General features: G+C 55.8%; 14 protein-coding genes. All 14 read right to left on the minus strand.

Annotation, left to right across the window (positions count from 1 at the left end):
* Positions 1 to 63: 63 nt before the first annotated feature.
* Entirely contained in the window at positions 64 to 1,731 is a 1,668-nt protein-coding gene (locus tag COMA1_RS13885; RefSeq protein ID WP_090749516.1) for a cyclic peptide export ABC transporter, read from the minus strand.
* Positions 1,732 to 1,744: 13 nt separating this feature from the next.
* Positions 1,745 to 6,457 carry a type I polyketide synthase gene (locus COMA1_RS13890; protein ID WP_245631099.1) on the minus strand — a complete coding sequence of 1,571 codons (4,713 nt, stop codon included), beginning with the start codon at positions 6,455 to 6,457 and terminating at the stop codon, positions 1,745 to 1,747.
* Positions 6,342 to 11,732: a non-ribosomal peptide synthetase gene (locus COMA1_RS13895; protein WP_090749520.1), complete on the minus strand. Its 5,391-nt coding sequence runs from the start codon at positions 11,730 to 11,732 to the stop codon at positions 6,342 to 6,344. Before COMA1_RS13895 ends, COMA1_RS13890 begins: the two co-directional genes overlap by 116 nt.
* A 347-nt stretch (positions 11,733 to 12,079) precedes the next feature.
* Positions 12,080 to 12,925 carry a DUF4037 domain-containing protein gene (locus COMA1_RS13900; protein ID WP_090749522.1) on the minus strand — a complete coding sequence of 282 codons (846 nt, stop codon included), beginning with the start codon at positions 12,923 to 12,925 and terminating at the stop codon, positions 12,080 to 12,082.
* Entirely contained in the window at positions 12,922 to 13,383 is a 462-nt protein-coding gene (locus tag COMA1_RS13905; protein WP_090749524.1) for a GNAT family N-acetyltransferase, read from the minus strand. The genes COMA1_RS13900 and COMA1_RS13905 overlap by 4 nt, the downstream gene beginning before the upstream one ends.
* Positions 13,384 to 13,456: 73 nt before the next feature.
* Complete coding sequence (locus COMA1_RS13910) at positions 13,457 to 14,023, minus strand: hypothetical protein (RefSeq protein ID WP_141654349.1); 567 nt, start codon at positions 14,021 to 14,023, stop codon at positions 13,457 to 13,459.
* Positions 14,024 to 14,298: 275 nt separating this feature from the next.
* Positions 14,299 to 15,030 (minus strand): carbon-nitrogen hydrolase family protein, encoded by a 732-nt coding sequence (locus tag COMA1_RS13915; protein WP_176698064.1) that lies wholly within the window; start codon positions 15,028 to 15,030, stop codon positions 14,299 to 14,301.
* A gap of 434 nt (positions 15,031 to 15,464) precedes the next feature.
* Positions 15,465 to 18,080: a TonB-dependent siderophore receptor gene (locus tag COMA1_RS13920; protein WP_090749529.1), complete on the minus strand. Its 2,616-nt coding sequence runs from the start codon at positions 18,078 to 18,080 to the stop codon at positions 15,465 to 15,467.
* A 107-nt stretch (positions 18,081 to 18,187) separates the two neighbouring features.
* Positions 18,188 to 19,171 (minus strand): FecR family protein, encoded by a 984-nt coding sequence (locus COMA1_RS13925; protein WP_090749530.1) that lies wholly within the window; start codon positions 19,169 to 19,171, stop codon positions 18,188 to 18,190.
* A gap of 75 nt (positions 19,172 to 19,246) precedes the next feature.
* Positions 19,247 to 19,840 (minus strand): RNA polymerase sigma factor, encoded by a 594-nt coding sequence (locus tag COMA1_RS13930; protein WP_090749532.1) that lies wholly within the window; start codon positions 19,838 to 19,840, stop codon positions 19,247 to 19,249.
* Positions 19,841 to 20,260: 420 nt separating this feature from the next.
* On the minus strand, positions 20,261 to 20,404 hold the full coding sequence (locus tag COMA1_RS21130) for a hypothetical protein (RefSeq protein WP_176698065.1): 144 nt from the start codon (positions 20,402 to 20,404) through the stop codon (positions 20,261 to 20,263).
* Positions 20,405 to 20,474: 70 nt separating this feature from the next.
* A complete protein-coding gene (locus tag COMA1_RS13935; protein WP_090749533.1) occupies positions 20,475 to 20,693 on the minus strand; it encodes a hypothetical protein in 219 nt (72 codons plus the stop codon).
* A 276-nt stretch (positions 20,694 to 20,969) separates the two neighbouring features.
* Positions 20,970 to 21,173: a hypothetical protein gene (locus COMA1_RS13940; RefSeq protein WP_090749535.1), complete on the minus strand. Its 204-nt coding sequence runs from the start codon at positions 21,171 to 21,173 to the stop codon at positions 20,970 to 20,972.
* Between the two features lie 278 nt (positions 21,174 to 21,451).
* A complete protein-coding gene (locus COMA1_RS13945) occupies positions 21,452 to 22,762 on the minus strand; it encodes a PepSY domain-containing protein (protein WP_090749537.1) in 1,311 nt (436 codons plus the stop codon).
* Positions 22,763 to 22,930: the final 168 nt, after the last annotated feature.

Here is a 22,930-nt window from a genome sequence, read left to right on the forward strand (position 1 = left end):
CTTCCTTCACAAAGACGGCAAGACGACTGCTGCGTGCCTGCCGCGTGTTATCCGTCATGCTGCTTACTGCAATGCGCCCACCGCTTCTGTCACAGAGGTGATCTTCCCAAGATCCATCCGGAGACATCGATCCGCGACCGCGAAGTATTGATCATCGTGGGTAATGACGAGCGCTGTTTTTCCGCGGGCCTTCAATTCCGGCAATAATTCCATGTAGAAGACTCTACGAAATACCGGATCTTGATCCGCTGCCCACTCGTCGAACACATAGAACGGACGGTCTTCGAGATAGGCGGTCAACAATGCGAGGCGCTTGCGTTGTCCTTGTGACAGGGATTGAGTAGAGAACTCTCCGCCTCTGATCTGCACTTTCTCTCGAAGCTGAAGACGATCCACATATTCGCGTGCGTGGCGATCTAGGCCGATCTGATTCAAGCCGAACAACGTGTCGAATAAGTGGTAGTCCGAAAACACGGCGGAGAAGAGCTGGCGATAGTTCTCACGGTTGACTTCGTCGATCGGAACACCGTCGAGACGAATCGCCCCAGATTCCGGGGCGTAGAGACCAAGCAGGAGCAAAGCCAGCGTCGTTTTCCCACTGCCGTTGCCGCCGACAAGGAATACCAGTTCACCCGGAGTGAAGCTGAGGTCGATCGGGCCAAGATGAAAACTGCCTTCTTCATCTTCCCTGTAGTAGCGATGCGTCACGCCTGCCAGCTCGATCCGATTCCATCCGGTGTTGAGGACCGGTCCACCGGCGGCATTTGCCACGATCCTTTCTCGTTTCTCGATCTGGTCCTGCGTGGAAGCCGTGGCCAGCGACAGTCCCAATGCCTCGACTTTTTCCAGCGCGACATCGGCACGGCCGACGTTCGGCAGGGTTTCAACGATCTGAGCGAAGGGCCCCATCATGTACAGGAGCACAAGCGTCGATCCGGCGATCGCCTGAGGAGTCAGCGCCAGCCATTCAGGAAAGACGAATAACACAAGCCCGATGACCGCATAGAACAGAAACATGCCCCAGTTGGTCGCGATGGCATACACCGTCATGCCTTCGACAAAGTCGCGCTTATAGGCGGTCACGGTCGGTCTAAGGGCCGTGGCGAGAAAGGCCTGCCGCCGTTCACGGTGAAGCTTGAGCTCTTTAATGCCCTCGAGGATCGATTGAAAATGACGAAAAAGAGTGTCGCTTGTTTCTCGAGCCTGCTTGAACGAGTGCAGAGCCCGTTTTTCCTGCGCGTGAAACGAGAGGGCGCCGAAAACCATGAAGCCGAGCACGACGGCCAGCATGGGCCATGAAAGCCAGCCGAGGTAGGCCAGGCACCCGACCACCGTCGCACCGTTGACGCAAATTAGCGGAATCTGCACATAGGCCTGTGCAATGACATCGGTGTCTTCGTTGAGTGCGGCCAGTAATCGATGTCGCCCGAGTTCCTGGACGTGCCGGAGAGGAGCACGAAGAATCTGTTCACTGAGATGCAGCCGCAATTGCGCGATGATGTCCTGGCCCAGTCGCGTCAGGACAACTTCCGAAAAGGCCTTCGTCACGACCGCGAGGACGACACCCGCGAGAAAACCTCCTCCGAGAGCTACCGTGCGCTCACTCTCCTCCAGAGCCGAGTTAATCAAGGCGATGATTCCCGCGCTTGCCAGCCCGCTGATCAGTCCGGCGACCATGGAGAGCATGACCAGTCGCCAGGAGTTACGGTATAAGAAGCGGATCAAACTCATTGTCGTGCATCCCTCATGGTTGCGATCTACCCAAGTCATCCGAGCGTAAGGAACTCATCTGAGAGCGAGTTTTTCGAGGAAGCGGAACAATGTCCGGTACCGTCGTAATGCCGCCCTCTTTTTGACGCTGAATCTGTTCGGAAAGTCCCGCAACCGTGGGACCTTCAAAAAACTTTTTAAGAGAGACCTCCATGCCGACAACTTCCTGTACGCGGTTCAAGATCTGTAGAGCTGCCAGTGACTCACCGCCCAACCTGAAAAAGTCGTCATGCAAACCGACGTGATCAACGCCGAGGATTTGCTTCCACACCAACGTTACCTTTTCCTCAATCGTCGCATCTCCCATCAGCTCGGCTTTGCCTCGGATCGACTCGTTGTCCGCATCTTGTCCATTGGTCAGACCAACGACCTGCGGCAATCCGGTTTTGGCGCTCTGCTCCACTATCGAGATGCAGTCACGAACGGACACGATGACCTGTGGAGACGTCCATCCATGCAATATCCGGCCGAATGCATCCTGCGCTTGCGACGCCGACATGCCGTCGAATGCCGAATCTTCGATCTGCAGGGCTTTCAGCCTGGCTTCGGCTTGTACCGCCATTCCCACTTGATTCCACCGATCGAAATTGATGGAGATGACATGCGATCCGCGCTTCGAGAACGCATGAGCCAGCGCGTCCAATGTGGCGTTGGCGGCACAATAGCCGCTTTGCCCTACTCCGCCGTTCAGCGCGTTCAAGGAGGAACAAAAACAAATAAAATCCAGGGAGACGTTCCGTAATACCTGGTCGAGGACGAAAGCTCCGACTACCTTGGGAGCGAACTCTGTCTCCACAGCCTCCATGGTTTTGAGGTCGATCAACCCCCCTCCGGCTATACCGGCTGCATGGATCACTCCGTGCAAGGCGTGGTAGCGTTCCAGAGTCTGCGCGAGCGCGAAACGCATGTGCCGCTCATCGGCCACATCCGCTTGGACGGTGAGAATTTCTCCGCCCAGCTCTTCGAGTGTCTTCAACCGCAGTGTTTGTTCTTCAGTCGGCTTGGACCGACCGATCAGGACGAGGCGTGCCTTGACGGTTCGGACGAGATACTCGGCGAGTTGAAGACCGACTCCTCCAAGCCCTCCGGTAATGAGATAGACACCATGAGTTCGAAGCAAAGCCGCCTGCCCCTTCGGATGTTCCAGCTTCACCGGCTGGAATGTTTGAACCCACCGATGCATTCCCCGATACGCAATGACAGGTTCATCCTTTCGAACGGTGTTTTCAGCCAAGAGTCTGTCGATCACGCTCGGCGACAACAGATTCTGTTCGTTCTTCGGTGCTTCGAGATCGACTACACGACAGGTGAGGTTGGTGTATTCCTGTGGAATGACCCGACAGACTCCGACGACCGGTGCCGGTTCCGGACGCAACGTTTCTTCACCGGTCACATCATGGAGTCCTGATGTCAGAATACAGATGTCTGTCGGGTCCATTGAAATTCTGCTTCCCAAAGCCTGCGAGAGGAACAGAAGACTGTGAAAGCCTCGGTCTTGCGCGTGACGAAACGTTTCGAGTGACAACGAACCGTGAATGGATTGCAGGTTCCAGCAATGCATCACTCGATTCGGCCGGAGGTCCTGCTCCCGCAAATCCTGAATCAGTTTGTGATAATCTTCACGAACCGCCGGTCGGATCGAATACGTTGACTTTGTCAGCCGTTCGTATCGCTCACCGGCCGACACCGTCACGACCGGCCTTCCTTCAGATTCCAATTTCCGGACAATTCCGGCCCCCTCATCTCGTTCACCGACAAAGACCAGCCACGTACCCTCCTGCGCAGCCTCGGCCTGTGAAACCGTCGTCGATCGTCTCCACGATGGTTCATAGAACCAATCGCTGATATTGGGTTTCTTGGTCAGCCCTGTGATCTGGTCCGGCTCGCCTGCCTGTTTGATGGGTCCTACCCAGAACCGTCTGCGTTCAAACGGATAGGTTGGGAGGGGAAGTCGCCGTGGACGTTCGCCTCGATACAATGCCGCCCAGTCGATTGCCGTGCCGGTTGCCCACAGATACCCGACTGCTTCGAGAAAGTTTGAGTGTTCGGATGTAGCCGATAATCCATTTGCCGGTTTGCTCAAAGAAGCCAGCGCCATCACCGGTCGTCGATCGATTTGTCGCTGAGCCAGCGTACGCAAGGTCTGTCCCGGACCTGTTTCGAGCAGAATCCGCTCGGGGTTCCTGCAGAGCGTCTCAATACCGTCGGCGAAGCGGACGGTCCGCCGCAAGTGATTGGTCCAGTAGGACGGATCCATGGCCTGAGCGGGGACAATCCAATCGCCGGTCAGGTTGGAAATCCAGGGAATGGTCGGCGTGTGGCGCGCGACGCCGGCAACCTGTGCGCTGAAGGATTCCAGGATGGGGTCCATCACGCGTGAATGGAACGCATGGGAAACTTGGAGTCGTACACTCTCTATGCCTTTTTTCGCCAATGTTTCTTGCAGATTCGTGATCGTGGGCTGAGCTCCCGACAGCACACACTGATTGGGCGCGTTGACTGCCGCCAGATCCACACCGGCGTCAAGGAGGGCTGTTGCATCAGCTTCCGATATCGACACCGCCAGCATCGAACCGGACGCCGTACTTTGCATGAGTCGACCACGAACCGCGACGAGTCGCAACGCATCCTCAAGCGAGAAGACCCCGGACAGACAAGCAGCAACGTATTCACCGACGCTATGTCCGATCATGCCGGAGGGATGCACATTGAGACTCATCCAGAGCTTGGCAAGGGCATACTCCATTACAAACAAGGCCGGTTGCGTGAAGGCGGTACGGTTGAGTCTGTCAGGATCCGCCGGGGACTCATCAAAGAGAATGGGCTTGATATCCAGCCCCATGTGGGGAGCGAGAGCGTCTGCGCATCGGTCCACCTGTTCACGAAAAACCGGTTCTTGCGCGTAGAGGTCGCGGCCCATCGTTCGATACTGGGCACCCTGCCCGGGGAACAGAAATATCACCGGCCTCGGTTCGCCGGCACGACTACTCGCTTTCACGAAATCCTGCCGACTCAACGCTCGGGCCGCAGCTTCGACAGTGTCGGCCACGACCCATCGCCGATGGAGAAATGCCTTTCGGCCGGTCTGCAAGGTATAGGCGACGTCTGCCAGCTCAGTCGCGGTGCATTGCTGAAGATGTGCCGCCAGTCTAACCGACATCTCATTCAACGCCGCTTCGGATTTAGCGGATAGCACGATCAGTCGCCGACGGTGATCGAACCGGTGATTGTCGTGCTCGGAGACAGGCGCTTCTTCCATGACCACATGGGCATTGGTGCCGCCGAGGCCGAACGAGCTGACACCGGCCCGACGAGGAGAGTCGTGCGAACTCCAGTCGGTCAGTTTCGTATTGACGTAAAACGGCGTCTCGGCAAAATCGATTTCCGGGTTCGGGGATGAGAAGTGCAGGCTGGGAGGAATTTGCTTGTGTGTGAGCGCGAGAGTCGTCTTGATCAGCCCTGCGATCCCTGCCGCCGCATCGAGGTGGCCGATGTTGGTCTTCACTGATCCGATGGCACAAAACCCTTTTTTGTCGGTCCCGTTACGAAATGCGTGTGTAAGAGCCGCCACTTCTATCGGATCACCCATGGGCGTCCCTGTTCCGTGAGCCTCGACGTAACATATCGACTCTGGCTCGATCCTGGACGCCACATGTGCCGCCCTGATCACCTTGGACTGTCCTTCAACGCGCGGCGCCGTGTACCCGACCTTTTGCGCACCGTCGTTATTGATCGCGGTGCCCTTAATGAGCGCTAAAATATGGTCGCCGTCGGCCTCCGCATCCTCGAATCGTTTCAACAACACGATACCAATACCGCTTCCGCCGACTGTTCCTCTCGCGTCCGCATCAAAGGCCCGGCAGTGACCGTCCGGGGAGGCAATGCCGCTCTTCTGATAGAGATAGCCGACTTTTTGTGGCACGTTGATGGACACTCCTCCGGCTAATGCCATGTCGCATTCGCCTGCGAGCAGGCCCTGACAAGCCAAGTGAACGGCGACCAGGGATGTGGAACAGGCGGTTTGCACCGCGATGCTCGGCCCTTCGAGGTTCAACTTGTAAGACACGCGAGTGGGGAGCGAATCTTTCTCCACGCCGAGAATACCCGCCATATCGGAAGCCGACTGCAACAGCACGCCCTGAGGGAAAAGATTGAACAGATAGCCGCTCGTGCTTGATCCCGCATAGACGCCGATCGATCCGCCAAACCGTTCCGGATCGTATCCCGCATGTTCGAATGTCTCCCATGCACATTCGAGAAACAGCCGATGTTGCGGATCCATGAGCTCGGCTTCCTTGGGTGTGACGCCGAAGAAATCGGCATCGAACAGATCAATCCCGTCGATGATGCCTCGCATGCGGACATAGTTGGAATCATGGCGCAGTCGTTCATGGACCCCAGCTGATTGCAGATCTTCCTCGCCGAGTCTCGTAATGGATTCCACTCCATCACGTAGGTTCCTCCAGAACGTCGCGCTGTCATGGGCTCCTGGAAAACGGCATGCCAATCCGATGACCGCCAGGTCCAATCCATCGTGATCGCTGATCTGATGTCCGCCGCTCCGATTCATCTTAGGTCCTATCCGTCGTCGTCTGACGTTGCTCTCGCTGCCGCTGCAGGCGTCGTAGGCCTGCCAGGCGCCGAGCCTTGGTCTGTTGCATCCCTTCAGCTTGAGCACACTCCCCATCCGCTTCCTTCGACGTTCGGTCATCGTTGAGATACGCGGCAAGATCCTGTACCGTCGGATATTGGAACAGATCCACCATGGTCAATGGTCGTGTGCCGATGGCACGCACTTGCGCCAGCACTTTGGTGAGAAGAAGGGAATGCCCTCCCAGATCGAAGAAATTGTCCTGTCGGCCCACTGACTCCACTCCAAGGACCGCCTTCCAAATCTCCGCGATGGTCCGCTCAATATCGGTCTGCAGGAGTGCCGACGGTGGCTCCGCTTTCTGAATCCGTCCCGCATGGGCTCTGAGGGCTTGGCGATCCACCTTCCCGCGCGGCGTCAGCGGCACGGCATCGAGAAAGATCCATTCGGCTGGAATCATGTATCCGGGAAGCCGTTCGGCGAGAAACGCTCGCAGATCTTGCCCCGTCGTGACGGTTTCACCTCGAGGCACGACATACCCGACCAATCTCGGCTCTTTCGCCCGGACACCCGCAGCCGAGCCCGAAACCTCCTGTAGGACGAGCGCATCTTTGACATCGGGATGTTGCTTGACCGAACACTCAATGTCGGCTGGTTCGACACGAAAACCCCGCACTTTGATCTGAGCATCGTATCGACCGAGAAATTCCACATTGCCATCAGCGCGCCGCCTAGCTCTATCACCCGTTCGATACAATCGTCGGCCAGGTTCACGGCTGAAGCAGTGCGGAACAAACTTCTCAGCCGTCCGATCCGTCTGGCGAGAGTATCCTCTCGCCAGACCGACTCCGCCGATGTACAGTTCGCCCGCCACGCCGATGGGCACCGGCCGGCACGCCGAGTCGAGAACATACAATTCGACATTGGCGATAGGCCGTCCGATCGGCACCGTGGATGCGGAGGTCCAATCCTCCGGCCGCTCAGGCATGAAAAAGCTCGCCGTGATGGTCGCTTCGGTCGGGCCATACGAATTGCACCAGGCGATGCGCTCACCGGCAAGTCGTTGCCACCGGGTCAAACTCTCCGGTAACGCCTTCTCACTTCCTACGATCACCAAACGGAGCGACTTCGGGAGAACCGTTCCGTCCTGTTCACAGGCTTCAATCCATTCAGCCCAGTAAGGAGTCGGTAAATTCAGCACCGAGAGACCGTGGTCATCGATAAACCGCCGCAAATCGGAAAACTCCGGCACCGGCTCGTTCGGACGCAACACCACCGATGCACCCGCCGACCACGTGGGAAAGTACTCCTCGGCCGCGACATCGAAACTGATCGATGCAAATTGCAGCACACGGTCGGTGGGCTGAAGCCCATAGTGCTTCGCCATAGCCGTGCTGTGATTGACGAGCGCGCGATGCGAAATCTCTATTCCCTTCGGTTGGCCGGTCGTCCCGGAGGTATACAACACGTACGCCACATTCTGAGGTGCCGTAGCCGGAGGCAAATCGTAATCGCGCAAGGACGCCAGCACCGGCCCTATCTCATCCAGCGAGATGACCGGAATCGCCACGTCGTGAAAGTGCGCGGCAAACCGCTTTTGGGTGAGCAGCAATCGCGCCCCGCTGTCCTCGATCATCACGCGTGATCGCTCATAAGGAACAGAAGGGTCCATCGGTACATAGGATGCCCCTGCTTTCAGCACGCCGAGCAGGGCCGTCCCCATCTCCAAGGAACGCTCCAGACACAGTGCGACGCGGCTTTCCGTCTCAACGCCCTGCCGCTTGAGATACCGGGCTAACTGGTTGGCTTGTGCATTGAGTGACCGATAGTTATACGACACACCGTTCCACACCATCGCGACGGCATCCGGTGTGAGCGTTGTCTGTTGTTCGAACAGCTGATGGAGACACAGTTCCTGCGGATAGTCCGCCGCTGTCGCATTGCAGCTCTGAAGCAGATACCTTCGTTCATCTTCGCCGAGCATGCCGAGTTCGCTCACACGGTCGTCAGGACTCAGCACGATCTGTCTGAGCAATGCCTGAAAATGTCCGGCCATGCGTGCGATGGTTTCACCGCTGAACAGATCCGTGCTGTACTCAAACACCGCTTCTAACCGGCCGTCTTTCATCGCCGTCAGTTCAAGCGTGAGATCGAACAGGGAGGTTCGGGTGCTCGTCTTCATCCGGCACACATCCAGACCATCCAGCCGGCAGAGCTCGGGTTGCTCTTCTTCCAAGGTCATCATCACCTGATACAGCGGCGTATGGCTGAGACTGCGCGGGACATGAAGTGCATCCACCAATCGTTCAAACGGAAGGTCTTGGTTGGCCTGCGCCTCAAGCACGGTCTTGCGCACCTGTGTCAGCAACTCGAGAAAAGAGGGATCACCCGTCAGATCCACGCGCAATGCGACCGTGTTGACGAAACAACCAATGAGGGAATCGCATTCCGGCTGAGAGCGGTTGGCCACCGGCGTACCGACGCAGAACTCCGACTGTCCGCTGTAGCGGGCCAACAATACGTCGAATGAAGCCAGCATCGTCATGAATAATGACGCCTGGTGCCTGCACCCAATCTCGTGAAGCCGTCTCCCGATGTCTTCAGGGATAGACCAGCCATACCGATCTCCCTTCTGCCCCTGTACCGCGGGCCGGGGACGATCGCTCGGTAATTCAAGCACGTTTGGGACGGTCCCCAGCTGGCGTCGCCAGTATGTTTCTTGACGCTTCCATACTTCACTGTCCACACATTGCCGCTGATACCGGATTAGGTCCCGGTACTGCCTTGGCAGTGGCGGGAGAAGAGCGTCCATCCCCTTCGTGAAGGCCTCATACAACCGCGTCAATTCGTGGCCGACAATTCTCATGGACCAGCCGTCAGCCACGATGTGATGGATCGTGAGCAGCAGAATCTGGTCCGTCTGAGTCAGACGAAGCAGTCGCACGCGAATCAACGGACCTGTCGTCAGATCAAACGCTTGGTGAGCTTCGTTCGACATCCACAGCGAGACGTGCTCCTCCTGAACTGCCCCGCACAAATTAGTCAGATCTTCGACCGGGAGTGGAAGTTCATACTGTGGATCGATCACCTGAGCCGGATGATCGTGATCGACGACGAAACGCGCGCGAAGAATCTCATGGCGTCGCACGATTTCCTTCAGAGCACGATGAAGCGCCGCCAAGTCGAGCACTCCTCTGATTCGCAAGGCAACCGGAATATTGTTGAATGAGCTGTCCGCAGACAGTTGATCGAGAAACCAGAACCGCTGTTGAGAGAAGGACAGGGGCGTGATATCTCCGGGAGTAGTCGGGTCTAAAAGGTGACGCGTCGGCGTCGATTGAGATGTTGATCGGACTTGCGCTGCCAGACCCACGGGCGTAGGAGCGTCGAACAGCAATTCAAGAGGAAGATCGACGCCATACACGTCGTGCAGTTTGGCCAGCACCTGTGTCCCACGCAACGAATCTCCGCCAAGCTCAAAAAAATTGTCCTGAGGCCCCACGTGAGGACGGCCAAGCACCTGAGTCCAGATTTCAGCCACTCGTGCAACCGTCTCATCATCGACATCAGCAGCAGCAACATCGGCCTCTCTTTCCACTTGCCCATCATGCAACGTGGTGTGAACGGCCTCCAGTTCATGGGCTAAAAACTTCGCGCGGCAGAGGTGCCGCTGAACTTTCCCGCTTGAGGTCTTAGGTAGCGTGCCGGGCTTGATCAGGACGACGGCATACACCTGAACTTCATGATGTTCCGTGACCGCTCGGCTGACTCCCGCGGCGACAGAGTCGAGAGCGACCGACGAATGACCGGCCACTTCCTGTACCACCACCAATCGTTCCTCATCATCGACCGGGATGGAGAACACCGCGCCGCAACCTGACCTGAGTGAAGAATGACTGTCCTGTACCGTCGCCTCGATATCGTGCGGATAATGGTTCCGGCCACGAATGATGACCAGATCCTTCAATCGGCCGACAATGAACAGTTCGTCATCGTGAATCACTCCGAGGTCGCCGGTTCGGAGAAATGGACCTTCTCCGGTATCCCCGAGCGTGGCGGCGAATGTCTGTGCCGTGGGTTCCTCGCGATTCCAGTATCCCTGCGCCACACTGGCGCCCTTGACCCAAATCTCTCCGACTTGACCCTGGAGACAGCGCAAGCAGGTATCCGGATTGACGATGATCATTTGCTGATCAACGGCGGTGCGCCCACACCCGACCAGTCGAGTCGCGGAGCTGTCGACCCGGGAGGCCGCGATCACTTCGCCCTTCTCCAGCGCAGCCTTTTCAGCAAGCTTGAGAATGGGCGCCGCCCGATGCTCACCACCTGACACAAACAATGTTGCCTCAGCCAATCCGTAACAAGGATAAAAGGCTTCACGCCTGAACCCGCAGGAACCGAACATGTCCGCGAAGCGATCCAACGTTCCCGCGTGAATGGGTTCAGCTCCGTTGAACGCTACCGACCAGGAGCTGAGATCCAATTGTTCTCGTTCCTCCACGGAAATCTGACGGACACAGAGGTCATAGGCGAAATTCGGTGCCCCGCTGGTGGTTGCGCGATACCGTGAGATCGCAGACAGCCATCGAAACGGCTTCTGCATGAAATGCACGGGCGACATCAACACGCAGGGCCGACCGAGATAGAGCGGCTGCAGGACGTTCCCGATCAGTCCCATATCGTGATAGAGGGGCAGCCACCCGAGGACGGTCGTGTGCTCGCCGTGACCGAACGCCTCTTGAATCATCCGCTGGTTATGCAACAGATTCTCATGACTCACCATGACGCCCTTCGGGGTACCGGTCGACCCCGATGTGTATTGAAGAAACGCGAGCGTCTCCCCGGCCACGGACGGCGTCCGCCAGATAGTTTCGATCCCTTCAGCCGGAACGTCGGTTTCAAGCCACTGCACGTCCCCGAACTCTGCCATTCCGGAATCCTGCCGACTCAGCCGCTCAACGCCGGCATGAACCTTCGCCGTTGCCAGCGCTAAGCTCGCTCCTGAGTCGGTGAGTACCGCCCGCAATCGTCCCAGCATTCGTTTTCGTTGCGGTGGATAGGCTGGTACGGCGACGACGCCCGCATAGAGGCAGCCGAAGAATGCGGCAATGTAGTCAAGCCCTGGTGGATAGAGAAGAATGGCCCGCTCACCTTGTGCGCACAATGATTGAAGCCGAGCCGCAATGGCCCGCGCGCGATGATCCAATTCACCGTACGTCAGCTCGCCGGCCTCCGTCTCACCGTCAGTTAAAAAGATGAACGCGGGTTGCTCCGCGAGATCGTCGGCTCTCCTACGAAGAAGCTCGACGAGTGTCGTGACGCCTGTACGCTCTTCGGATACCAATGCAATCCCCCTCTGCGCTTCAGACACACCAAGAGCGCGGGATGTCGGTTATGCTTTCATCCCGAACCACAGTGAACCTCTGTAGGGTTTCGCTCGTGTTCTCAGTCGGTGAGCTCGATGGCCATCTGCATTGAAGGGAACAGCTAGCGCGGTTTGGCAACCGCGCCCCTTCTCTGATGACTGAGTCGTTGTGTACTACTTAGACGGAATGCGAAATTATTTCCTCACCCCAGCTCCAAGATAGTCCTGGGCTGACAATTCCCAAGATTTCTACGAACAGATTGAGTCCCGCAATCCGAGAGACGCGCATGTCCTCGATTCTCACTAGAGAGGAGGCCTGCTGGAGAAACGCTGCTGCGCCCACACAACTTGGGTTAGTTCTGGTCGGACAACACCAAGCACTTTGTTTCTTTAACCAGATCGGCGAGTGCGCTGGCCTGCGCGGCCAGTTCGTCTCGTCCCATTTCCATTCCTGGGTTGAGTATGTAGCGTATCCTCTCGGATAGCCCTTGCGGTCTTAAGGAAAGCTTGTCCATCGCCAAGGCGAGCTGCTTCTCACCGGGAAAGTATTCTCGATTCAGAGCGAACAGCACTTGGATGAGTGCCTGTAGTGTATGCTGGACAATGGCAGAAGTGTAGATCAGATCCGCCCGTTCGATTGCACTCTGGCAATGGGGATTGCCCATCCAGAACTCAGCCCAGCGCATGAACCGATCCAGCAATGATCGACGCAAGGCTTCGGGATAGGAACTCACCTGTTTCTTCCACTGGGCTAGAATTCCTTGGGGGTCGACCACAATCTGCATCGAGCGAATATCCGCCAGCACCGCATGGTCGAAAAATCCCATGACCGCCCAGGGTGAATACTGTCGCGTGATCTCTCCCTTGAATGAGGCCTGCAGCTTCTCTTCCACGGAGGCTTCCTTGCGATGCCAGCATTCCACGCGAACGCCTTCAAGCTCAAAATCTGTTCCTCCCTCAAGAAACGGGTCATCACAACCCCATGAGGTCACGTTGCAGACATTCGGCAGCATGGTTGAGACCACAGTTTCTCGGTCTGCGCGTGGGATGACGGTCATCGAAAAGAGATAGACATCGAGATCAGACCACTGATCCGCTGATCCCTTGGTTCGCGATCCTCCGATGGCGATACTGACTTGCCCGTCGCACAACTTGTGCAACATGGGGAGCATCGCTGTCACGAGCAGGTCCGTGGTCATACGACAGACTTCCTCATAATCACGACTGCTCGGTTGCGATAGAGACACGACTCTACTGTTTGCCAACCATGCTTGGCATAGAGGGCTTGGCTGCTGTCGGTAAAGAGGAAGAGCGAATCAATGCCCACACGCTTGGCCTCTCTTACGGCAGCTTCTATCAATGCCGATCCGATACCACATCGCCGGTGGTCCGGTGCCACGTAGAGGCTTGCCAGCGAGGGCGACAAGTCAGGCCTCGTCTCCATGTCGCAAGGAATCAGGCTGACGGTGCCAATAGCGGCCCCAGCCTCCATCGCCACCAACGTCAGCGGCAGTTGATCACAATGGAGCCGTTCATGTAATCGGGCAACACCACCCTCGAAGGACGAACCGGGAAGAAATCGCCCCCATTCGTCGAATAACCAACGGGCAATGAGGGAAATCGCGTCCTTACAATCGACCAAATATCGGATGTCCATAATCGGGCCGGGATCGCATAACGCTTTGACGGACCATTTTGCATCAATGTCGAGGAGCGCAGTGGCACTTCATTTAGCAGGAGGATTTCTTGCGCATGATTGACACCACAACGTGCGGCGATACTTCACGAAAAACCGTCTGGGATAAGACTTGATACGCCCAGGTATAGTCAGGCAGCCTGAAACCGGGCTCAGCAAGAGATACCCCGATGCAACCATGCCGTGGCCCAAGAATTCCTGATGCAACCTCCACGATACCGGTGAATGCCGTTGGATTAAAGATGGCTCCAGTTTCCTTTGGTGTAAATCCATTCATAATGGGGAATGCCGTGGACTTATGATCTGATAGAAACTTTTGCCTTACAATTCTGTGATGAAGGGTGCCGTCACTATGAGAGCTGCCATGCAGGTTCACCGGCCTGTCCCTCATCGGCTTCAGAATACAATACTCTCCTTGTTGATTGCGCCGTACCCATAACACAAGGAACAGGTCTGTTCCCTCACGAACCCCGACCGCGAATTTACTCTCCCCTGGAACTGCTTTGAGATTCATCAGCCCAGCATCCGAACTCGCAGCACGCTGCTTTTGCGTCTCCTCGAAACAGCACTGCCAGGTCGCTAACTCCTCCGTGGTCATCATGGAAGTGTCAAGAGCCTGGTACCTTAACCATTCTTCAAACGTTTGCAGATCATCGTCACTGATAAACTCCTTCATTTTACCAATTCCCTCAAAGTCACCATCCGCACGCTCTCAAGCCTTGCTAAAGCGCTAAGTGCCAAACTCTGTTCGGGCTATATTATCTGAGGAAGGCTACTGTCACAGGAACAGCTCGGCTTGGCACCCACGGTTCCGTATCACATTCACGCTCGCTAGCCAAGGCGATACGTAGAGCCTGGTCTCCATCTCGCAATAGATTAAACAAACCCGACCTCCGCCACGACCATTCCTACCTCTTGAAGCGGGACCTGAGCGATGATGGCCCCCGTCGGATCAATCACGGCCGTTGGGCCATAAGATATACACTGGCCTCGTTCGCCGGTTACGTCGGATGAGAGGATCCACACGCCATGGGCTTTGGCATGGCGCGCTCTGATCTCGTTATGCCGACACTTCCATTCCTCCGCTGTCACACGCGGCAGCATGTTGTTGCATGGACATACAAGCACGGAGACACCAGAAGCCGCTGCAGACTCGATCGACTTGGAGACATTTAGGTCGTGACAGATGTTGATGCCCACCTTTTTCTCGCAGACATCGAATACCGGGAAACCATTTCCGCGCCCAAACACCTTTGCCTCTCCGTCAAGGAGATGCCTCTTTCTGTAATGAGCAATTACTTTGCCACCTTGTATGGCTAATGCCGAGTTATAAGCAAAGCCGTCTGCCTTTTCGATCATACCGAAAACCATGACAGGCAGAATCGAGACGAACGATCTAAGCACATCGTTAAACATTGGCGAGCTGAGCTCTACGGCGACACTGGCGATGTATTCCGGACGAATGTCGTATCCCTGAAGAAAGCACTCGGGGAAGCAAACCAGATCCGCACCTTGACGTTCAGCCTGGAATGCGTAGTCGCGCATCAGAGACGTGGCGCGCTCTATGTCGCCAAGAACTTCGGGCAGCTGGCACCTAGCGATTCTCATGGTTGCGTCAATCATCATCTCGAACGGGCGCACCTACGACAGGCGCCCGTTCGAACTATTTTGAGCTTGGGCAAGGTCAGAGGGGAACGTCGCAACAACGCCGAGCGTTCTCATTATTTATAGTCGCCTGTTGGGCCTTAAATTGAATTTGAGTCAGCAACCCCATGCGTCCGTAAAGGCGCGGACAAAGTTAGCACCAAGCACTTTCTCTGCAATACGGATCGGATACCCTCTCCTCAACAGTGCATCGGCTATTACCTCGCACTGAATTTGCCATTTAGGTGGTAGTTCTCAATATTGGAGCCTCCCATTTTCGAAGCTTACCAGAGACAGCGGCACCCCCGACCCCTCGCAAGTAGAACCCTGAACGCAACGGGTCGGGACCCTACATGTGCTCACACGATCTCTATGATGTCAAAATACACGCCTCTCGATTACATAAACTCGAACTTCAGGGATCCGATCACCGTAAATGGTGCCCCGGTATAAACAATCTCCCTGAAATTCTGTGTACCGCTAAAGTAGCGCTGGTCTAACAGATTGGTAAAATTAATGGAGGCGAGAAGATTCGTGCGCGTGAAAAACTCCGGCTTTCTATAGTACACAGCGGCATCCATACGTGCGTATCCAGGGAGCTCAAACGAAGCCTGGCAATTGGCGGGATCCGTACATTGGAACACGCCGTTTCGCTTGCCCTGTGCAAACATCCCGAGACCTACACCAAGCCCTTTCAATGGGCCATCCTGCACGAAATAGGTACTCCAGACTCTCCCTTGGTGGAGCGCTGAGTTGGGAACCCGGCTTCCAACAAGGAATACGTTGTCCTCGGTGACTCGCGCGTCGGTATAGGCATAGTTCGCGATGATGTCCCAGCCGGGCAGAATTCTTCCCGCCACGTCGAACTCGATTCCCTGGCTGCGTTGCTCACCGGTCGGGACAGAGAACACGAATCCGCTGAGTGGATCGCCGGTTAAGACATTTCGCTTCTTGATATGGAAGGCTGCAAGGGTCGCCCGCAACCGATTGTCCGGGCTCTGAAACTTCACACCTCCCTCAACGGCCTTTCCGCGCTCCGGCGCGAATGTCCCTCCAGTGGCGCTTCTGAGCCCTGGCTCTTGAGGGGCAAACGACTCTGTATAGTTGGCAAAGAGCGCGATCGGCTTCCATGGTTGATAGGTCAACCCAATCGACGGACTAAAGGCCAGTTCAGTTTGACTTGTATGGGTCGTATCCGGCGTGTCATCGGTCGGGCGATTCGTGAGATCCTGTTTGAAGTAATCGAACCGACCGCCTCCGTGCAAGTGGAGATTGTCCAGGAGGCTCACGTGATCCCCAAAGTAGAATCCCAAGATGTTATTGACCGTCTTGCTATTGCTGAATTTCGAGAGAGGCGTATCGAGGAAAAACCGGTTCCTAGTGTTGAAGATATTGATGAAACTAAAGGCTCCTGGCGTTGTCGTGTCACCGCCGAAATCACTGAACGCCGACTCGGATGCGACTTCTCGCCCCACTTCGACCCCGACAATCGTCTTATGTGCCAGTGGGCCGGTCGCGAATTTCCCGTGCAATTCATTTTGCAAGTAGTGGCTTTGGGTCACTGTGGGAATTACGAAGCGCGCCAGGTTCAGATTACCTTCGTTTTCGTCTCCGATCAGAAACCAGGATTCCATACTATTGTATCGGCTACGAGCCACGGCCGCTCTAAACGCCGTGCGCCATCTGAACATATCATTGAAGTCGTGCAGGAATGTCAGCGTGGCCTTTCCATGATTCGTCTCGAGTTTCCGGCTAGGATCGCCCAGGAAATTATTAATGGGAATCGATGCCACGCCGCCGCCGATTGCCACCAGCCCACGATCGATCGGTCTATTGTCATAGAGATACTCGGCCTCAAAGCGAAATGTCGTCCGCGGTCCTAGTTCCCAACCAAAAGTCGGCGCGAGAAAGATCCGTTCCGAGCGTACACCTTCTCGATAACTGCCGGCGTTTTCGTACATGCCATTGAATCGATACGTTAAAGTCTTGCTCTCATTCAGCGGCCCGCCGATGTCTATTTGTGGACGGTAGAGATCGTAATTGCCGAGGATCATTTCGGCTGCATAGTAGGGATCCTTTAACGGCGCCTTGGTGATTTGATGAATCATGCCGCCCGGATCCGATCGGCCATACAAATACGACGGCGGGCTCTTCACCACTTCTATCGATTCGATGTTGATGATGTCCCGCTGTGAGCGCGAGCTGAAGAAACTGTCGTCGCGAAATCCATTCTTAAAGACATTGAATTGCGATGCAAATCCACGAATCATGAAGTTACCACCCTGACCACCCTGACTACTGAATTGCGACACACCGCTCACGTTGAGCAACGCCTCATCAAGGCGAATGATTCGTTGATCTTCGATCACTTGCCTCGTGACGGTCTGGATGGATCGAGGAGTGTCGTGAAGTGGAACGGGGATTCTCAGTGCAGTGGAAGTGTCTTGAGCAGTATACGCAGAGTCCTTTCGCTCTCGTGTCTCTTTCACCATGACTTCAGGGAGCTTGATTGGTTTTTGTGAAACCGTCCCAATCGGCTCCCCTGGGGACTCTGGAAATACCTTCTTCTCTTCCGCCAATATCGGTGGTGCGACAGCCGGCGCAACAGCGCCCGGCACGAGCGTGACCGCTCTGGTCCCCGTCACACGGTAGGTCAGCCCTGTGCCGGCTAACAACGTCTGTAGAGCCTCTTCCGGCGTATGTGACCCGCTGATACCGGAGACACTCATGCCGGAGACAAGCTCCGACGGCACACTAACCTGCCAGCCCGTCACCTCCGCAAAGGAGTTTAACGCTGCCCCAAGTGGCTGGGCTGCGATGTTAAAGGTAGCCGTGGCACGCGGTGGCTCTAAGGTCACGCTGTCCTGGGCAAGGACCGTACTGGCTGCCATCGTGATGCAGGTAAAAATGAAGAGGGTCAAGCTCACAGGCTGCGCGCATGAGTAAGCCCACCGTGCTCTGCGGGCCTTGTCCGGTGCTACATATTTGTTTGTGTGCAGATCTCGTTGTTCCATTGTTCTCTTTCCCGTAGGGCCTCCTGTTTTTCACTTCACGTTCTCTGTAGACGGGAAAGAACACACTCTTCCTCACCTGTTCCTAGGCCAATCGACGATTTCGAGGGTCAAAACACAATGACGAGACGATCAGCCAGGCTGATCGTTGAGAGAGGAACTGTCTGGAGGAGCAACGCAAGCGCACCAACGGGATCATCGACATTATAGGTGCCGGTCACCTTGATATCACCGACCTGTCGATTCAGAAGTAGGATTCTGCCGCCATGATACCGCTGCAGTTCCTCGAGCACCTGGAGAAATGGAACGTTCTGAACCACCAGCCGACCCCGCAACCATGAGGAAGCAGTCGTGACATCGATGGCCTGCGGTCGGCCGAGATGATGTGGCTCCACCTGAATCTGCGATCCGGCAGTCACAGCTACTGGAGAGCCTGTCTTCGCTTTGGATTCAACTTCGACAGTACCTTCGAGGACTATAATGCGATCCCCACCTGGGTCGGTTCGTACGACAAATGCTGTTCCGACTGCTCGAACCGTGGTGCCCGCGCTCTCGACGAGAAACGGACGCTGCGCATCGTGCTGGACATTGAGAAACACTTCGCCCTTGAGCAAACGGATTCGGCGAACCGTTGCATCATACGAGAACGCGATGGCTGTCTGGGCATTCAGTGTGGCAATCGACCGATCGGGCAACTCAACGGTGCGCCGCTCTCCGGGCCCCGTGTGATAGTCGGCCTGCCAGCGGATGGAAATATCAAAATGTTCCGCGAGGAGCACCACGAAGACAAGGCACGCAGCTGTCAGGACGGGCCATCGCAGAGAAAACGCCGGCTTGGATGCAAGCCTGGACGGACTTGCCCCCGCCATGACAGCGGCAGCGGCAGTCAGCTCCGGACTGTCCCATACTCTAGAAACCGTGCGATAGATGAGGGCATGCTTAGGACTCTGCGCCTGCCAGGTCTCAAAGGCTTGACGGTCCTCTTGTGAGAGGCCACTGTTCCGCAAACGAATCACCCAGGCTACAGCCTCTTTCCTGAGCCGGGCTTCCTCTTCAGAGAGCACCATGTCGTCTGAATCATCCGTACGCTGCATAATCCGGTCGTGTCGGCAGGTGCTCGACAGAACCGGGGCCAGTATACAGTGTGACGATTTAACAGACCAAGATCCTCACTGATGGCGGTCGATAGCCTCCAGGGCCTCACAAGTTTGATCCAGCGCTCGCATCAGTAACTTCTCCACCCCGCTCTCCGAAATACCCATCCGTACGGCAATTTCCTGATAGGAGTACCCACACACGCGGCACAGCACGAAGGCTTCACGGCTTCGGGGAGGAAGCTGTTCGATCGCCTGGAGGCACAAACGAAGCCGCTGCTTAGCGAGCAACTCCCGTTCCGGCGACGGCGCCTGACTGGGGACCGCCGTTGCGGCATCCATGTCATCAAAGGCTTGGACGCTATTTTTTTCTCTCCGCAGATGGTCAATCGCCAAATTCGCGGCAATCCGATGGAGCAACGCACGCGGCTGCTCAACCACCTGCGCGTCGCCGAGACGAAGCAACCGCACATAGGTATCCTGTACAAGGTCGGCAGCCGTTTCGTGCGACTTCACCATCCCGACAAGCCGACGCGTCAGTTCCTCACGATACTGTTGAAACAGCGAAGCGATCTGCCCATACGTGAGACGCAGTGCAGACCCAACATTGGAAATGTCTCGGGAAGCCATGAGTTGTGCTTCAGCGAGATGTGTGCTGTGCGTTGTCATTGCCTATCTCCCTTTGCTCCAGCGTGCTCAATAAAAAAGCCCAGAGTGTCCTTCGACACCCTGGGCTCCGGTCTTCACTGACCTCTGGCCTCGTTTAATGGTGACTGTTATTTAAATGAGCTTTGCACCTAAGCCCGAAACTTCTTGATTAAACCGTCTCACCTAGAAGCATTGCGGCATATGGATCTATGATTTCAGATTCATCAGCACCTATTGCTAGTTGATATAGGTTCTCAATATCATTGCCATGGCTCTGCTGTCAACATCTATTTTTAACTACCGCTGCATGAACACGAATAGGAGACTACTGCTGAGGATATTGATTATTCAGATAGCGCTGATACGACGAACTAAAGCACAAACAAGTCCTCGCGGCCCGAGCACAATAAGCCCATTCTGTACGCGTGTTTACATCCACAGTTACGAAATAGGCAGTCCCGCTTTTCCATTGACACTTGTCCATATCCACATGACGACAATCGTCGACAAGAGAATACCGAGCGCCGTCGCCAAACTAATGAATATGGCCACATCATCTCTCGATTGAAGATAACGTTTGCTCATCTTCGCTCCCTCATCAAACGTTCAGTCCCAGTTATACCGGCATGGTTGACCCCGGACCGCAACTGTTCGCTTAGTGACACACCATACTTGGATTCTGTTCTGCGATCCCCAACGACTGCTCCGTAGATGGGCGCGCGACGATCACTGCCAAACGCTGTACGGACTCGGCAAACACAAGAAATTCGTCACGTGTGAGGTGGAGCGTGACTGCACCGCACGTCAGATGCAGTTTCCCACATCCACATAATACCAGCTTCATTGGACCATCCTTACCAAATGCCTTCTTCATGCGAGTCTTCCTTTCCATAGAATGAGAGCGGAGTGATCCTCGGATCTGTTAGCAGCTCGATGTGGACAGGCGCACGACCAGACTTCGGAGTACGACACTCTCCTCGCAATACCAACCGCAGTTGATACACCTCCACCGTTTTTCACGATAATAATCAGAAGCTCCTTCACCAATGATGTACCCGCCACATCGTCGACAGCTAATCTTCATAGTTCCTCCATAGTGGTTGTTGCGCTGACTAGCTTTCTCTCACCCCCTAAGCGACCGGGCTTCCCATTATCGAACCAGGACTTCGACCGAAGACCTGATGCCGCCCTCATGAATACGTTGAACCATGGTTTCTAAATCGGACTCGCAACGCCCACAACAGGAGTCATCCAACCCCATCGCCTGTTTCATCGCCTCCGGGCAAGCTCCGAGTCGTGATGCCAGGCTGGAAAATTCAGACTCCTTAATTCCTCTACACAAACAGATGAACATGCCCATCTCCTTGGCAAGTCAGTGACACCAGGCGCATGGCCTCACAACCATGTCGCAATAAAAAAGCCCAAGGCATCCTTCGATACCCTGGGCTCCGGTCTGCAACGACCTCTGGCCTCATTCCTGCTCGTACATGACAGGAGTGTTGCTTCCAATCACAACTATTTACTTGATACGCTTTCTCAATATCATCCAGAGAAACGGCTGTCAACTTCTTTTTCTGCATTGTGGCTCACTGGTTTCAAGTGTATCTTCCGAGAGAGCCCGAGGAGTGAAGGTCAACGAATCAACAGAGTGTGTCGATTCACAGGCTTGGAGCAAGGATGTGCCTCTGCGCTTGGCCTACGGTTCTGCCGTCGATGCGCCTGCCGCTTGAGCCACCACACGCGCAACGCGGTGACGTACAGCACGAGGGGGATCAATCCAGCGAAGAACACAATCCAGCGGCCGATCATTCCGAACGCCTCGCCGTTATGCAGGGGAAAGAGCCAGGCCACAAAGGTGTGTCCCGCTGTGGACGTCCGCCAATCGCGCACTTTGAGCACGGCCCCGCTGTATTGATCCAGCCAGACCATGCTGTTTCCCGCTGACTCGCGTACATCTCCGGGCCGATACATCATCATCTCGTACGCATCTACTGCCTCATGAGGAATGCCGATGTACGTGATCCGGCCATCCGGAAACAGGTGCTGGGCCAGTTTGACCGCTTGCTCGGCGGAAAGAGGAGGGGTCCCCGAGGCCGGATGGGACTGCACGGCCCCGTCCTCGTCTGATTCGTCGACCGGGGAAAACGCGGACACCAGCGGGATCACATAGCTCGGGAACGCCAAATACACACCCGTGAACGCGAGCACGGTCAGTACGATCGCGCTGTATGCCCCAGTGACTTTGTGCCACTGATATTGTCGACGGATCCGGCTGCCGCCCGTGACGGGGAGAAACGCCTGCCGGACCTTCCCCGAACGAGGCCACCAAAGAAACAGGCCCGTGCCGATCGAGATTAAGAGCAAGATGGCGACACAACCCACAAGAGTCCGACCGAGTTCGTCGATCAATAAGGATTCATGCAACTCATAGATGAACGAGACAAGGTACGTGCCCCATTCGCGATCCCGACCTAAGACGGACCCGGCGTAGGGATCGATCGTGACCAGATACCACCGAAAATGGTCGAGCTTATCGGTCGGTACTTTGTGCCAAGCTCTCACCACCTCACGCTCATGAGCTGGCAACTCAAGGCTGTCCAACCAACCACCGGCAGGAACCGTGGCCTGCGCCGTCGCAACTACTTCGTTCAGGGGCTTGTGAGGGCCGGAGCCGCTCGTTGTGAGCTGGGCTGGATTTAGCCATTCGTCGATGGCTTTGTAGAACACCAGGAAACTGCCCGTGAGACTCATCAGGACGAACAGCGCCCCCCCGAACAGTCCAAGGTACAGATGTGTGCGTAACCAAACCCCTCTGAGAGAGCACCGAAGTATGGTTTGAACTGGAAGCGACACTTTACCCTCGCCCAGTGGAACTATTACCGTTGGAGTGCTCGATGCAGATGGCATGGCGTTATCGCGCTTCCTCATGAACATAAGTCGCATCGCGATGGCAGAACGACAACGCCCACGAATCCAGCAATCACGCAGTCGGCTGTAGGCTAAGTTGGGAGATTGAACAATGCGTAGCTGAACAACTTACTGACGGTCACCAGGATCCAGGCCAGCAGGCGGTATCCCTTGGATGGCTGAGTGATGAATGGCGACGAAGCG

The sequence above is a fragment of the Candidatus Nitrospira nitrosa genome (assembly GCF_001458735.1).
Taxonomy (GTDB): Bacteria; Nitrospirota; Nitrospiria; order Nitrospirales; family Nitrospiraceae; genus Nitrospira_D; species Nitrospira_D nitrosa.

Excerpts from the sequence above, each read along its gene's own strand:
- COMA1_RS13935 (WP_090749533.1), bottom strand. The coding sequence starts at position 20,693 with ATGAAGAAGGCATTTGGTAAGGATGGTCCAATGAAGCTGGTATTATGT.
- COMA1_RS13940 (WP_090749535.1), bottom strand. The coding sequence starts at position 21,173 with ATGTTCATCTGTTTGTGTAGAGGAATTAAGGAGTCTGAATTTTCCAGC.
- COMA1_RS13920 (WP_090749529.1), bottom strand. The coding sequence starts at position 18,080 with ATGGAACAACGAGATCTGCACACAAACAAATATGTAGCACCGGACAAG.
- COMA1_RS13915 (WP_176698064.1), bottom strand. The coding sequence starts at position 15,030 with ATGAGAATCGCTAGGTGCCAGCTGCCCGAAGTTCTTGGCGACATAGAG.
- COMA1_RS13900 (WP_090749522.1), bottom strand. The coding sequence starts at position 12,925 with ATGACCACGGACCTGCTCGTGACAGCGATGCTCCCCATGTTGCACAAG.
- COMA1_RS13945 (WP_090749537.1), bottom strand. The coding sequence starts at position 22,762 with ATGCGACTTATGTTCATGAGGAAGCGCGATAACGCCATGCCATCTGCA.
- COMA1_RS13910 (WP_141654349.1), bottom strand. The coding sequence starts at position 14,023 with ATGATGACCACGGAGGAGTTAGCGACCTGGCAGTGCTGTTTCGAGGAG.
- COMA1_RS13925 (WP_090749530.1), bottom strand. The coding sequence starts at position 19,171 with ATGCAGCGTACGGATGATTCAGACGACATGGTGCTCTCTGAAGAGGAA.
- COMA1_RS13890 (WP_245631099.1), bottom strand. The coding sequence starts at position 6,457 with ATGGGGAGTGTGCTCAAGCTGAAGGGATGCAACAGACCAAGGCTCGGC.
- COMA1_RS13930 (WP_090749532.1), bottom strand. The coding sequence starts at position 19,840 with ATGACAACGCACAGCACACATCTCGCTGAAGCACAACTCATGGCTTCC.
- COMA1_RS13885 (WP_090749516.1), bottom strand. The coding sequence starts at position 1,731 with ATGAGTTTGATCCGCTTCTTATACCGTAACTCCTGGCGACTGGTCATG.
- COMA1_RS21130 (WP_176698065.1), bottom strand. The coding sequence starts at position 20,404 with ATGAGCAAACGTTATCTTCAATCGAGAGATGATGTGGCCATATTCATT.
- COMA1_RS13905 (WP_090749524.1), bottom strand. The coding sequence starts at position 13,383 with ATGGACATCCGATATTTGGTCGATTGTAAGGACGCGATTTCCCTCATT.